Consider the following 14,588-nt stretch of genomic DNA (forward strand, 5'->3'; position numbering starts at 1 on the left):
GCAAATCAAGTGAGAACTAAGGATTTATTACCGTTTGTAACTTAAAAATATAACAGCTGTTTCAATTAAAAACACTAGATTACAGACGAATTTTGCGCTGCGGCAACGCGGGCATGATGGCGTTTTCGCCAACACCGCCACTTCGCGTAGGCCGACACCCAAAGCTCGGAATACCCTGTTTGCGCGGAATTACGATGGAATGCATCTGCCGAAGAAGGCAGACAACGACAAATATTTCCTCGTCAATTCACGTTTTCTGCAAAGGATTTCGCCATGAAAACCATCAACTTCCGCACGTTTGCGCTTTCTTCCGCCATGGTCGCCTGCAGCCTGGCCTTCGTGGGTTGCACCACCACGCGCCCGGGCGACCAGTCCAGCAGCGTGTCGTCCCGCGCCTCGATCGACGCCCAGACCGATGCCACCCTGTCGAAGCTCTACGAGTCCGTGAAGGGTTCGCGCGAACTGGTCGCCCGTTCGAGTGGCGTGCTGGTGTTTCCGGCCGTGGTCGGCGGCAGCCTGGGCGTGGGCGCGGAATACGGCCGCGGTGCCTTGCGCGTGAACGGGCGCACGCAGTCCTACTACAGCACCACCGCAGGATCGGTGGGCTTCCAGGCCGGCGCGCAGTCGAAGGCGGTGGTCTACCTGTTCACCACGCAGGCGGCGCTGGACAAGTTCCGCAACAGCAAGGGCTGGACGGCCGGCGCCGACGCCACTGTGGCGCTCGCCACCCTCGGCGCCAACGGCAGCATCGACACCAACACGCTGCGCCAGCCGGTGGTGGGCTTCGTGATGACCAACGTCGGCCTGGAGGCCGGCGTGTCGCTGTCGGGCGCGAAGATCAGCGAAATCCAGCTTTAAGAGGCAAACACCTGCCCGTACCGCGGCGCGGGCAAGGGGTTTTCAGTGGCCGAGTTGCGCTTGCAGCTCGGCCACTTTTGCGCGCAGGCTCGCGTTTTCGGCCGTGAGTTCGGCCACGCGCTGCTCGAGCGCCTGGACGGTGTCGGGCTTGGCCTGCGCTTCGCCGGAGCCTGCTTCGGTCGACTCCTCGCGCGGCTTCTTCTTCGAATCGCGCACGCGCTTGGCGGCCTGCTTCAGCTCGTCCTTGCCGGCGTTCGCGGCCGACACCTGCTCGTCGGCCGGCAACGAGGCCACCGCGGCCGCGGTGTTGATCGAGATCACGCCCGACTTCACCGCCGCCACGAGCTCTGGCGCGGCCTGCTTCTGGATCTTTTCGATCATGCCGACCTGGTTGCTGCTCAGGCGTGCGGCGCGCGCAATGGCTTCGCGGCTGCTCAGCGGGGCTTGCGGAGGCATTGCAGGGGCGGCGTCGTCGGCGGGCGGATCGACGTCGAACGGCGGGTCGTTCGGGTCGCTGGCAACAGCCGGCTCGGCCATGGTGCGAGAGCGTTGCTGGTCGACGATGTCCTTCTTTCGCAGCGCGAGCACGCCGCGCAGGAAGTCCGAGATGCTGCGCCGGCCCAGGTGCTGGTCGATCATCCACAGGTGCACGTCGTCGATCGACTTGAAGCGCGTGTTCTGCACCGTCTGGAACGGCAGGCCGTGCTTCTGGCAGATGCCGTAGCGGTTGTGGCCGTCCACCAGCACGTCGCCCCACAGCACCAGCGCGTCGCGGCATCCTTCGGCCAGGATGCTGCGTTCCAGCGATTCGTATTCCTCCGGCGTCAGGGGGTCGATATAGGCTTTGAGTTCTTCGTTGACGACGATGTTCATGAGGGGGCGGGGGGCGCAGCAGGCAAAGGGGCAAGATTCTAGAGGGGCGCGGCGAGCGGGCGGCGCGGCGCCGGTCGGGTGTCTCTGTTTGGGGCGGCGAAACGTCTATGGGAGTAGGGAGACATCGCAAATCCGAGGTGTCATTCCTTTTTCAAATAGTAATGATTCTTATTTACTTCATGCAGCCCGTGCACCGGAACAGGACGGGCTGCATCTCCGGCGGCGTGCCTCGCGCACGCCGTTTCCACATTCGACGCCCGATCCCCTCATCTGGAGTTGTTCAAAGATGCTGTCACTTTCGTCCGAGTCATCGCTGGGAGATGTCTTCGTCGCCAACCGCGCGCAGTTGCTGCACGTTGCCCGCAGGATCGTGCGCACCACCGACCTGGCCGACGACGTCGTGCAGGACGCCTACCTGCGCATTGCCGACGGCGCCTGCGACCGCAAGGTCGACAAGCCCATGGGCTATTGCTGCCAGGTGGTGCGCAACCTGGCGCTCGACCACTGCCGCCGCCAGTCGCTGGAAGCCACCTACCGCACCTTCGACGTCGACATCGAGACGCTGGACGTGCCCGGCCCGGCCTCGCCGGACCGCCTGATGCGCGACCGCCAGGTTGTCGGGCTCATCGACCAGGTGCTGTCGCAGCTTCCGGCACGAACGCGGGTGGCCTTCCAGCTCTATCGGCTCGAGGGCCTCACGCAGCGCGACATCGCGGTCCAGCTCGGCTGTGCGCTCGGCCTGGTGAACCGCCTGATCGCCGAGGCCGACGAGGCCATCGGCGCCATGCACCACCTGATCGAGGACTGACGCGAATTCCCGGCCGACGCCGGACCGGCCTTCGGGTGTCTTGCCGACCCCGCCCATCGCAAGGCCTACGACAAGGCCGCGCGCCTTCTGCTGCTCGCGGGCCTGGTGCCCACGCGCATCGACGTCGAGGCCTGGAAGCAAAGCCGCAAGACCCAGGGCGACCCCGCGCCCGGCGACGACGACTGATCGTCGCGCGCACCGCCTTCGGTGCGCATCGCGGCGGTGAACAGATTCGCGTCCGGACCGTCATGTTGATCAGGAGCGCAGCAAACGCTGCCACCGGCCGCCGGCCCGTGGCGCGAGCGCTTCCCAGATCCACCGCACAAGGCCACGCACCATGTCTACCAGCTGCTTCGACCGCGAAGACGAAACCTTCATCGTTCTGGTCAACCACGAAGACCAGTACTCCATCTGGCCCCACTGGAAGGCCGTGCCCAGCGGCTGGAAGGCCGTCGACGGCGTCAAGGGCGACAAGAAGACCGCGCTCGACTACGTGGAAAAGAACTGGACCGACATGCGCCCCAAGTCGCTGCGCGACTGGATGGCGGCGCAGGAAGCCGCGCCCTTCGCAACCACCGCCGTGCTCTGATGGCCATGCCGGCGAGCGTCTCGCTGCTGTGCCTGCCGTGCGCGGGCGCCAGCGCGTCCATGTACCTGCGCTGGCGGCGCCTGCTGCCGCGATGGATCGAGGTCGTGCCCGTCGAGCTGCCGGGCCGCGGCGCGCGCATGGGCGAGCCCTTCGTCGAGAACTTCGATGCGCAGGTCGAACGCATCTGCGTCGAGCAGGCGCGGGCCATGCAGGGCGGCTTCGTGCTCTTCGGCCACAGCATGGGCGCCTTGCTGGCCTGCGGCGTCGCCCAGCGGTTGCGCGCGCTGGGCCGGCCGTTGCCGCGCGCGCTGCTCGCCTCGGGCAGTCCGGCGCCGTCGCAGCGCGACCCCGCCCGGCTGCCCGACACGCACGACGACGCCGCGCTCACCGCCGACCTGCGCAAGCAGGGCGGCACGCCCGAAGAGGTGTTTGCCAGCGCCGAGCTGATGCGCATGACCCTCGACACGCTGGGCGCCGACTACCGCGTCTGCGAGAGCTTCAGCTACACGGCCGAAGCGCCCTTGCCGATGCCCCTGCACGTCTTCGCGGGCCGCCAGGACGACATCGACGCGCAGCGCATCGAGGCCTGGTCGGCGCATGCGGGCGGCGCGTTCACGCTCGACTGGTTCGACGGCGGCCACTTCTTCCTGCGCCAGCATGAAGCGGCGTTTCTCGACGCCCTGACGCGGCGCCTGGCCCGGGTCCAAGCCCAGGCGCAGGCCGCGGCCGTGGCTGGAGGGCGGCATGCGCCTCATGCCCTGGCATGACGCCTTGCCGGGGGGCATGGAGGTGCATCGCCTGGATTTCGACCTGACTCGCGACGACTGCGACGAATGGGCCGTGCTGACGCTGGCCGAGCGCGAACGCGCCTGCCGTTTCGTTCGGCGCGCCGACCGCGTGCGCTTCGCCGCCACCCGCGCCGCCGCCCGCCGGCTGCTGGCGCGCTGCATCGGTTGCGGCGCCGCCGAGGTGCCGCTGTCGCCCGGCGTGCACGGCAAGCCCTTCGTCGATGCGGCCGGCGAGATGCCGCTGTTCAACGTGTCCCATTCGGGCGGCCACGCGCTGATCGTCGTGGCCGACGTGCGCGAGGTGGCCGAGGTGGGCATCGACATCGAGCACTGCCGCGACGACGTCGACACCGAGGCCATTCTCGAGATGGCTTTCACCGCGCAGGAGTCGCGCGAAGTGCGCGAGGCGCAAGACCCGCTTCGTGCGCTTTACACGCGCTGGGTCGGCAAGGAAGCCTTGTTGAAGGCCGTGGGGGTGGGCGTGCCCGAGCACCTGCTGTGCGTGGGCATTCAGCCGCAGGCCGACGGTGGCCTGGCCGTCGCGTCCGGCGTGCCCGGGTGGGCCGCCTTCAGCGCCATGGCGGTGCCGGCCCCCGACGGCTATGCCGCCGCATTGGCATGGCGTGCCAGGGCACCCGGATGAGCAAAAGCAGCCGGCGCTGCGCCGGTTGCGACCTTTGCCTTTTTTTCAATGGACATGGAGTGAGCGAGATGGCACGCACGCCGACAACAACACCGAACGAGGGGCATCCGGCGTCCGCGAACTTCGTGGCGCACCTGCAGGCGCTGGCGCAGGCCCGGCCCGACGAAGTCTGGCTCACGGTGGTGGGCGAAGCCGACGGCGCCTGCGTGGAGAAGCAGGTGACCTACGCCGCGTTCTCTGCGCGCGTGCGCGCGCTGGCGGCCCGCCTGCAGCAGCAGTTCGCCAAGGGCGAGCGCGCGCTCGTCATGCTCGACAACGACGACCACTACGCCGTGAGCATGCTCGCGTGCTTCCATGCCGGCGTGATCGCGGTCCCCGTGTTTCCGCCCGAATCCATGCGGCCTCAGCACCTGGCGCGCCTGGCAGGCATTGCGCTCGATTCGCAGGCCCGCTGCGTGCTCACCTCCGCGTCGATGCTCGCCTCGATGGCGGACGCTTCGGCGTCGTTCGCGCAGGCGTCGATGGTCGCGGTCGACACGGTGGACATCGCGCTCGCAGCGTCATGGACGCCGTTCTCGCCCGCGAGCGACGACCCGGCGTTCCTGCAGTACACCTCGGGCTCGACCTCCGCGCCCAAGGGTGTGATCGTGACGCACGGCAACCTCATGGCCAACGAGCGCGCCATCCGCGACGGCATGGGCATCGGGCCCGGCGACAAGTTCGTCTCGTGGGCGCCGCTGTACCACGACATGGGCTTGATCGGCGGCCTCCTGCAGCCGCTGTACAGCGGCATTGCGCTGGTGCTGGCCTCGCCGCGCTACTTCCTCGAAAGCCCGGTGCGCTGGCTCGAGCTCATCTCGCGCCACCGCGCCACGCTCAGCGGCGGCCCCGACTTCGCCTACCGACTGTGCCTGGACCGCGTGAAGGGCGCGCGGCTCGCGGGGCTCGACCTGTCGTCGTGGCGCGTGGCCTACACCGGCGCCGAGCCCGTGCGCGCGGACACCGAAGCCGAATTCATCGAACGCTTCGCGCCCGCGGGTTTCGATCCCGGCGCCGTGTACCCCTGCTACGGCCTGGCCGAGGCGACGCTGTTCGTCACCGGTGGACGGCGCGGCGGCGGGCTGGTCGCGCCTGCTTTCTCCGCCGATGCGCTGGCCAGGGGGCAGGGCGTGGAAAGTGCGGACGGCATGCCACTGGTGGGCTGCGGGGCCGTGCCCGCCGGGCACGCGGTGCGCATCACCGACCCCGCTTCGCTCGCCGCGCTGGACGACGGCAGCGTCGGCGAAATCTGGGCCGGCGGACCGAGCATCTGCGCCGGCTACTGGGGCAAGCCCGAGGAAACGCAGCAGACCTTCGTCGCGCATGAAGGCCGCCGCTGGCTGCGCACCGGCGACCTGGGCTTCCAGCATGCGGGGCAGCTCTATGTGACGGGCCGCATCAAGGACCTGATCATCGTGCGCGGCCACAACATCTATCCGCAGGACATCGAGCGCACCGTCGAGGCCGAGGTGGAAGCCGTGCGCAAGGGCCGCGTGGCCGCGTTCGCGGTGGCGGGTTTGCAGGGCGAAGGCATCGGCGTGGCGGCCGAGGTGTCGCGCAGCATGCAGAAGCTGGTGCCGCCGCACGTGCTCGTCGATGCGCTGGGCGCGGCTGTGAGCGAGGTGTTCGGCGAAGCGCCGGCCGCCATCGTGCTGCTGAACCCGGGCGCGCTGCCCAAGACCTCCAGTGGCAAGCTGCAGCGCCAGGCCTGCCGCGCGGGCCTCGCGGCGCGCAGCCTGGACGCCTATGCGATCCACGAGCACGGCGGCTTCACGCTCGGCGGCAGCGCTTCGGGCCCGTCGGAAGCGCCGGTGCTCGACGAGGTCGCGCAATCGGTCGCCGGCATCTGGAAGCAAGTGCTCAAGTGGCCCGAAGAACGTGCGCTGCTGCCCGACGCGCACTTCTTCACCTCGGGTGGAAATTCGCTGGCCGGCGTTCAGGCGTGTGCGCGCATCGCGCGGTGCTGGAACATCGCGTTCGACCTGCGCGACCTCTTCGAGCAGCCCCGGCTGAGCGCCTGCGCCGACATCGTGCGCAGCCGCAAGGACCATCCGCGCCAGGTGCTCGCGCTGGCGCCCATCGAGCCGCTGTCGGCCGAGCAGCGGCTGCGGCCCCTGCCGCTGTCGCACGCACAGGCGCGCCAGTGGTTCCTGTGGAAGCTCGCGCCGCACAGCACGGCGTACCACATGAGCGGCGCGCTGCGCCTTTCGGGTGCCCTCGATGCCGCCGCGATGCATGCGGCCTTCGAAGACCTGGCCGCGCGCCACGAGTCGCTGCGCACGGTGTTCCTGGCCGGCGCCGACGGCGAGGCCGGGCAACTGGTCAGCCCGTCGTGGGCGCCGCTGCTGAACCTCGTCGACCTGCGCCACCTCGCGCTCGAAGAGCGCGAAGCGCGCGCCGACGAGGAAGTGCAGCGCCTGCACGCCACACCCTTCGACCTGACGCAGGGCCCGCTCGTGCGCGTGGCGCTGCTGCGCCTTTCGGATGCCGTGCACCTGCTGGTGGTGGTGATGCACCACATCGTGTCGGACAGCGCGTCGATGCAACTGCTGCTCGACGAGCTCGCGGCCGGCTATGCCGCGCGGCTGCGGGGCGACATGCAGCGCCATGCGGGCGCGCGCATCCAGTACGTCGACCACGCGGCATGGCAGCGCGCCTGGCTGGCTGGCGGCGAGGGCGCGCGGCAGCTGGCGTGGTGGCGCACGCAACTCGGTGAAGACCATCCCGTGCTGGCGCTGGCGACCGACCACCCGCGCACCGCGCGCATCGGCTACCGCGCGGCGCGGCACAGCGTCGAGGTGCCCGCGGCCCTGCTGAACGGCTTGCGCCGGTCGGCCGCGAGCGAGGGTGCGACGCTCTTCATGGTGCTGCTGGCCGGCTTCCAGGCGCTGCTGCACCGCTGCACCGGGCAGGAAGACATTCGCGTCGGCGCACCGGTGGCGAACCGCGGCCGGGTCGAGGCTGAAAGTGTCATCGGCTTCTTCGTCAACACGCTGGTGTTGCGCAACCGGGTCGGCGCGCGCATGCGCCTGTCGGAGGTCGTGAAGCAGGCCAGGGAAGCCGTGCTCGGCGCGCAGACGCACCAGGACCTGCCGTTCGAACAATTGGTCGAGGCCCTGCAGCCGCAGCGCAGCCTGGGCCAGAGCCCGTTGTTCCAGGTGATGTTCAACCACCTGGTCGAGGACTACCGGGCGCTGGCGCAACTGCCGGGGCTCGAGGTGGCGCATCACGCATTGCCCGATGGCGAGGCGCAGTTCGAGCTGGTGCTCGAAGCGCGCGAGACGCCGGGTGGGCAGTTGACGGTGGACTTCGTCTATGCGGCCGAGTTGTTCGACAGGGAGACGATCGAGCGGATGGCGGGGCACTACCTGGCGGTGCTGGGGGCGCTGGCTGTTCAGCCCGAACTGGCGGTGGGCGATGTGGCGCTGGTGAGTGCGCCCGAACGCGCGCAGCTGACGGCTTGGAGCGAGAACAATCGCCGTCACGAGGGCGCGCAGCCCGTGCACCGGCAGATCGAGGCGCATGCGAAGTTGCAGCCTTCTGCACCTGCGCTGGTCTTCGGTGACGAGGCGCTGAGTTACTCGGAACTCAATGCGCGTGCGAACCGGCTGGCACATCGCCTGGTTGCCTTGGGCGTAGGCCCCGATGTGCTGGTCGGTATCTGCGTGGAACGCTCCACCGAGATGATGGTGGGCATCCTTGCGGTGCTGAAGGCCGGTGGGGCCTACGTTCCGCTCGATCCCGACTACCCGGCGGACCGGCTGGCTTACATGGTCGAGGACAGCGGCATTGCGTTGCTGCTGACCCAGAGCAGCTTGCGCTCGCTGATTCCCAGTGCCGAAGCGCTTCGGGTGCTGGAACTCGACACGCTCGATACGTCGTCCGAGTCGGATGCCAATCCGCAGGTCAACCTGCACGGCGAACACCTCGCCTACGTCATCTACACCTCGGGCTCCACAGGCCGTCCCAAGGGCGCGGCCATCAGGCAGCAAGCGCTGTTCAGCTGCATGGCCTGGATGCAGGAGTTCTACACGCTGGAAGGCGCCGACACCGTCCTGCACAAGGCGCCCTTCGGCTTCGACGTGTCGGTGTGGGAGATGTTCTGGCCGCTGACTTCCGGTGCAAGGCTGGTCATTGCCAACCCCGGAGATCACCGCGACCCGGTTCGCCTGGTCGAACTGATCCAGAAGCACCAGATCACGACGCTGAACTTCGTGCCCTCGATGCTGCAAGCCTTCCTGGCCTATGAGGGCATCGAAGCCACGACCAGGCTCAAGCACATCATCTGCGGCGGAGAGGCGATGGCGGCTGCCACGCAGAAGGAGGCGCTTCAACGCCTGAGCGGCGCGACCTTGCAGAACCTGTACGGGCCGACGGAAACCACGATCCACGTCACCCAGTGGACGTGCCGAGATGACGGCAGCACCCAGGTGCCGATAGGCCGGCCGATCAGCGACACACAAGCGCATGTCCTCGACGAGAGCTTGAACGAAGTACCGGCAGGCGTGGCTGGCGAGCTGTACCTGGGCGGCATCAACCTCGCACGGGGCTACCTGAAGCGGGCGGGCCTGACTGCCGAGCGGTTCATCGCAACAGAAAGCGGAAACAGGCTGTACCGCACGGGTGACCTCGTGCGCTGGAACAACGAAGGCCAGCTGGAGTACCTGGGCCGCATCGACCACCAGGTGAAGGTGCGGGGATTCCGCATCGAGCTGGGGGAGATCGAAGCGCAACTGCAGTCCCAACCCGAAGTGCGTGAAGCAGTCGTCGTAGCCAACGAAGGCCCATCCGGCGCAAGGCTCGTGGCCTACGTCTCAGGGCAAGCCATCGACACTGCGACGCTGCGCGAGCGCCTCGGAGAATCATTGCCCGACTACATGGTCCCCAGCGTGATCATGGTGCTCGACGCATTGCCCCTGAACGCCAACGGCAAGGTAGACCGCAAGGCGCTCCCCGCCGCCACCGTCACCAGCGACAAACCCTACGAAGCCCCCCAGGGCCACATCGCGGAAACCGTCGCCGCCATCTGGGCCGAAGTCCTGCAGATGGACAAGGTCGGCATCCACGACAACTTCTTCGACCTCGGCGGGCATTCGCTGCTGGTGGTCCGCGTGCACCGCCTGCTGGAAGACAGGCTGCGCACCACGCTGCCGCTGGTGCAGCTTTTCAAGTACCCCACGGTCGGTTCGCTCGCCCAGTGGATGGCGCGTGGCGCCGCCGCACCCGCCGTGTCGACCGCGGCCGGTGACGACCGCGCGCTGCGCCAGCGCGCCGCCTTGCTTCAACGCCGCAACGCCGCGGAAAGAGTCAACTGATGCACACCCTCGACGCCCCCACCGAACCGTCCACCGTCGGCGCCACCACCGGCATCGAGATCGCCATCGTCGGCATGGCCGGCCGCTTCCCCGGCGCCGACGACGTCGACGCGCTGTGGCGCAACGTCCGTGACGGCGTGGAGTCCGTGGCCGGCTTCACCGACGCGCAACTGCGTGCGCAGGGCGTGTCGCAGGAACTGCTCGACGACCTCGCGTACGTGAAGGCCGGCACGCAGTTCAAGGGATTCGACCAGTTCGACGCCGGCTTCTTCGGCTATTCGCCGCGCGAGGCCGAGTACCTCGACCCGCAGCAGCGCATCTTCCTGGAGTGCGCCTGGGCCGCGCTGGAGCACGCGGGCTGCGACGCGCACACGTGGCCGGGCAAGGTCGGCGTGTACGCGGGCGAGGGCCCCAACCTGTACCTCATGCGCCACCTGCTGCCCGCCTTCGGCCTGGGCGACGGGCGGGGCATTGCCGACCTGCTGGGCCTCATGAGCGGCAACTCCGGCGGCTCGCTGTGCACGCGCGTGGCCTACAAGCTGAACCTGCGCGGCCCGGCCGTCACGGTGCAGACCGCCTGCTCGACCTCGCTCGCCGCGGTGCACACCGCCTGCCAGGCGCTGCTGGGCTACGACTGCGACATGGCGCTGGCCGGCGGCGTGTGGCTCAACCTGCTGCAGGACGGCGGCTACCTGTATCAGCAGGGCGCCATCCTTTCGCCCGACGGCCACTGCCGCGCCTTCGACGAAAAGGCCGCGGGCACGGTCATCGGCAGCGGCGCCGGCCTGGTGGTGCTCAAGCGCCTGGACGACGCGCTGCGCGACGGCGACACCATCCACGCCGTCATCAAGGGCAGCGCCGCCAACAACGACGGCGCCGACAAGGTCGGCTTCACCGCGCCCAGCGTGAACGGGCAGGCCGAGGTGATTCGCGCGGCCCAGCTGATTGCCGGTGTGGGCGCCGAGTCCATCGGCTACATCGAGGCGCACGGCACGGGCACGGTGCTGGGCGACCCCATCGAGCTGGCGGCGCTCACGCAGGCCTTCCAGGCCGGCGCCGGGGGCGCAAAGCACTGCGCCGTCGGCTCGGTGAAGACCAACATCGGCCACCTCGACGCGGCCGCCGGCGTCGCCGGGCTCATCAAGACGGTGATGGCGCTGAAGCACCGCACGCTGCCGGCCAGCCTGCATTTCGAGCGGCCCAACCCGCAGATCGATTTCGCAGGCAGCCCGTTCTACGTCAACGCCACGACGAAGCCCTGGCCCGCCGGTGCCACGCCGCGCCGCGCCGGTGTCAGCTCGTTCGGCATCGGCGGCACGAATGTGCATGTGGTGCTCGAAGAGGCGCCGGCCGCCAGGCCCGCCGCAGCGCAGCCGTCCGGCTGGCAGGTGCTGCCGCTGTCGGCGCGCAATGCTGCCGCGCTGCAGGAGGCCGGGCAGCAACTGGGCCGCCATCTCGAAGCCTCGGCCGACCAGCCGCTGGCCGACATCGCGCACACGCTGCAAAGCGGCCGCCGCCCGATGGCGTTGCGCGCCGCGGTGGTCGCCGACAGCCATGGGCTGGCCGCGCAGGCGCTGCTCGCGCCCGAGAGCGGCTTCGAGCAGGTGCTTCGCGCACCCGCCGCCGCCCCCGAGGTCGCCTTCCTGTTCCCCGGCGGCGGCACGCAGCACGCGAACATGGGCGCCGCGCTGTACCGCGACGACCCGGTGTTCCGCTGCGAGGTCGACCGCTGCTGCGCGCTGCTGAACGACACGGTGGGCATGGACCTGCGCCAGCTGATCTACCCCGCGGCCGGCGCGGAAGCCGCGGCGGACCAGAAGCTCTCGTGCATCGAGTACACCCAGCCCGCACTCTTCATCGTCGAGTACGCGATGGGCCGTGCGTGGATGGCGCGCGGCGTGCAGCCCACCGTCATGCTGGGCCACAGCCTCGGCGAGTACGTGGCCGCCTGCCTGGCCGGCGTGTTCAGCCTGGAGGACGCGCTGCGCATCGTCACCGCGCGTGGGCGCCTCATGCAGTCGATGCCCGCCGGTGCCATGACGGCCGTCGCGCTGACCGAAGCCGGGCTCGCGCCTTTCCTGGCCGCCGGCTGCGACATCGCCGCCATCAACGGCGAACAGCTGTGCGTGCTCGCCGGTCCGCTGCAGGCCATCGAGGCGGCCGAGCAGCAGCTGTTCGCGCGCGGCCTCATGCCGCGCCGCCTGCACGTCGCCATCGCGTCGCACTCCGCCATGACCGAATCGATCGTGGCCGAACTGCAGCAAATGGTGGCGTCGGTTGCGCGCCATGCGCCGCGCATCGCGTTCATCTCCAACGTCACGGGCCTGCCGATCACGGCGGAGCAGGCGGTGGATCCGGTGTACTGGGGCCTGCACCTGCGCAGCACGGTGCGCTTCGCCGATGGGTTGTCCGCGCTGCTCGGCACGGCCGGGCGCGTGCTGCTCGAGGTCGGTCCCGGCGAAACACTGGCCGGCCTGGCGCGGCAGCATCCGCTGGCCGCGTCGGCCGCGGGCATCTGGGCGAGCCAGGCGCATCCGCAGCAGCAGGCGCGCAATGCGCGGCAACTGGCCAGCGCGACCGGCGCGCTCTGGTGCTCCGGCGTCGACATCGACTGGGCCGCCTGCCGCGCGGGCCAGCCGCGCCGGCAGGTGCCGTTGCCGAGCTACCCGTTCCAGCGGCAGTCGTACTGGGTGGAGGCGGGCCGCTTCGAGCGCGCCGCGCCAGTGGCCGAAGGCGCGGCGGCCAACGCCTTCTACGTGCCGACCTGGACGCGCACCGAGCCGCAGCGCGCGCAGCGCAGCCCGGCGCCCGCAGGCACCTGCACGCTGGTCTTCGGCGAAACGCGCAGCCTCACCGACCGGCTGATTTCCCATCTGCACCAGGGCGCCGACGCGCACCCCGTGGTGTGGGTGGAGCAGGGCCCGGCCTTCGTCGAGATCAGCCCGCGCCACTACGCTGTGCGCCCCGGCGAGCGCGCCGACCATGCGCAGGTGCTGCGCAAGGTGCAGGCCGAGCTGGGCCCCGTCTCCAGGGTCTTTCATCTGTGGGGCGTGGACGACGAACTGGCGCCGCCTGCGCAGTCCGCCGACGTGCTGGAGCGCGGCTTCTTCAGCCTGCTGGCCCTGGCGCAGGCGCTGGACGGCACCACGGCCGGCAGCGAGCGCGCGCTGGCCCTGCAGGTCGTTGCCACCCAGATGGAGGACGTCACGGGCCTGGAGCCCCTGTGCCCCGAGAAAGCCACGCTGTTCAGCCTGGCCAAGGTGATCGGGCAGGAGTACCCGCACATCGACTGCCGCGTCGTCGACGTGGTGCTGCCCGTGGCCGGCAGCGACGCCGAGGCGTGGCTGGTGCGGCAACTGGCGGCCGACCCGCCACCCCGCGGCAGCGAGCCGCTGGTGGCGTACCGCGGGCCGCACCGCTGGGTGAAGGCCTACGAGCCGCTGGCCCTGCCGGCGCGCGGCGAAGGACCGCACCAGCGCTTTCGCACGCAGGGCGTGTACCTGGTCACCGGCGGCTTCGGCGGCGTGGGCCTGTCGGTGGCGCGCCACCTGGCGCAGGCGTGGCAGGCGAAGCTGGTGCTGCTCGGTCGCACGCCGCTGCCCGAGCGCGGCGCGTGGGAGGCGCAGGCCGCCGCGCCCGAGCAGCCCGCAGCCTTGCGCCGGAAGCTGCTGCAGCTGATCGAGCTCGAAGCGCTGGGCGGCGAAGTGCTCGTGCTCTGCGCCGACGTGGCCGATGCCGCGCAGATGCAGGCCGCCACCGCGCAAGCCCGCGCGCGCTTCGGCGCCATCCACGGCGTGATTCACGCGGCGGGCCATGCCAGCAGCGGCATGATCGGCCAGCGCACGCGCGCCCTGGTCGACGCCGTGTTCGCGCCCAAGCTGCGCGGCACGCAGGCGCTGCTGGCGGCCGTGCGCGACGACGCACCCGATTTCGTGCTCTTGTGTTCGTCCATCTCCAGCATGGCCGGCGGCCTTGGCAAGAGCGACTACGCCGCGGCCAACGCCTACCTCGACGCACTGGCCGCGCAGGCAAGACGCGGCGCCGGCTGCCCCGTCATCTCGGTCAACTGGGACGCCTGGCGCGACCTGGGCATGGCCGCGGGCATGGTGCTGCCCGAAGGCGTGGGCATGAGCGGCCCCGAGGGCGCGCTGGCGCTGGAACGCATCGTCAACGGACCGGCGCACGCGCAGGTGCTGATCTCGACGACCGACCTCGCGCAGCGCCTGGGCGAGCTCGACAGCGGCATGCTCGAACTGATCGAGAACGGCCCGCTGGCCCACGCCACGCGCCTGTCGCGCGAATCGCGCCGCAACCACCCGCGCCCCGCGCTGGCCACGGCTTACGTCGCCCCCGAAGGCGAGCTGGAAGCCGGCCTCGCCGACGTGTGGCAAGACATGCTGGGCATTGCCGCCGTCGGCGTGCATGACAACCTGTTCGAGCTGGGCGGCGACTCGCTGCTGGCCATCCAGATCCTGGCGCGCGTGCGCAAGGCCTACGAGATCGAACTGCACCCCGCCGCATTTTTCAAGGCGCCCACCGTCGCCGACCTGGCCTTGCTGGTCGAGACGCGGCTGATCGAAGAGATCGAGGGCAACGGCCCCGCCGACCCCGCCGACCCCGCCGACCCCACTGATGCCGCACCGGACCGCCTGTCCGCCACCGTCTGAAGAAAAGC

The 14,588-nt window shown here is 69.8% G+C and carries 8 protein-coding genes; 7 read left to right on the forward strand and 1 reads right to left on the reverse strand.

All coding sequences use genetic code 11. The annotated features are described in order from the left end of the window. Nucleotides 1–273 precede the first annotated feature (273 nt). Nucleotides 274–858 (forward strand): BPSL1445 family SYLF domain-containing lipoprotein, encoded by a 585-nt coding sequence (locus AC0IYU_RS16455; protein ID WP_472118888.1) that lies wholly within the window; start codon nt 274–276, stop codon nt 856–858. Nucleotides 859–900: 42 nt separating this feature from the next. Here the strand turns inward: AC0IYU_RS16455 and AC0IYU_RS16460 are convergent, their stop codons facing one another. Continuing rightward, entirely contained in the window at nt 901–1,731 is an 831-nt protein-coding gene (locus tag AC0IYU_RS16460; protein WP_472118890.1) for a plasmid replication/partition related protein, read from the reverse strand. Nucleotides 1,732–2,017: 286 nt separating this feature from the next. On the opposite strand from AC0IYU_RS16460, the gene AC0IYU_RS16465 reads away from it, so the two are divergent. The 6 genes from AC0IYU_RS16465 (at nt 2,018) to AC0IYU_RS16490 (ending at nt 14,580) form a co-directional block, all read left to right on the forward strand. Further along, nucleotides 2,018–2,539, forward strand: a complete 522-nt coding sequence (locus tag AC0IYU_RS16465; RefSeq protein WP_472118892.1) for a sigma-70 family RNA polymerase sigma factor — start codon at nt 2,018–2,020, stop codon at nt 2,537–2,539. Between the two features lie 337 nt (nt 2,540–2,876). Further along, on the forward strand, nt 2,877–3,128 hold the full coding sequence (locus tag AC0IYU_RS16470) for an MbtH family protein (RefSeq protein ID WP_472118894.1): 252 nt from the start codon (nt 2,877–2,879) through the stop codon (nt 3,126–3,128). 5 nt (nt 3,129–3,133) lie between these two features. Next, nucleotides 3,134–3,895, forward strand: coding sequence for a thioesterase II family protein (locus AC0IYU_RS16475; protein ID WP_472119128.1), 762 nt, complete (start codon nt 3,134–3,136; stop codon nt 3,893–3,895). Next, nucleotides 3,873–4,559, forward strand: a complete 687-nt coding sequence (locus tag AC0IYU_RS16480) for a 4'-phosphopantetheinyl transferase family protein (RefSeq protein WP_472118897.1) — start codon at nt 3,873–3,875, stop codon at nt 4,557–4,559. The genes AC0IYU_RS16475 and AC0IYU_RS16480 overlap by 23 nt, the downstream gene beginning before the upstream one ends. A gap of 68 nt (nt 4,560–4,627) precedes the next feature. After that, nucleotides 4,628–9,913, forward strand: coding sequence for an amino acid adenylation domain-containing protein (locus AC0IYU_RS16485; RefSeq protein ID WP_472118899.1), 5,286 nt, complete (start codon nt 4,628–4,630; stop codon nt 9,911–9,913). Then, nucleotides 9,913–14,580 (forward strand): type I polyketide synthase, encoded by a 4,668-nt coding sequence (locus tag AC0IYU_RS16490; protein ID WP_472118901.1) that lies wholly within the window; start codon nt 9,913–9,915, stop codon nt 14,578–14,580. Before AC0IYU_RS16485 ends, AC0IYU_RS16490 begins: the two co-directional genes overlap by 1 nt. The last annotated feature ends 8 nt before the right edge of the window (nt 14,581–14,588 follow it).

It is taken from the genome of Variovorax sp. AC103 (genome assembly GCF_979254005.1).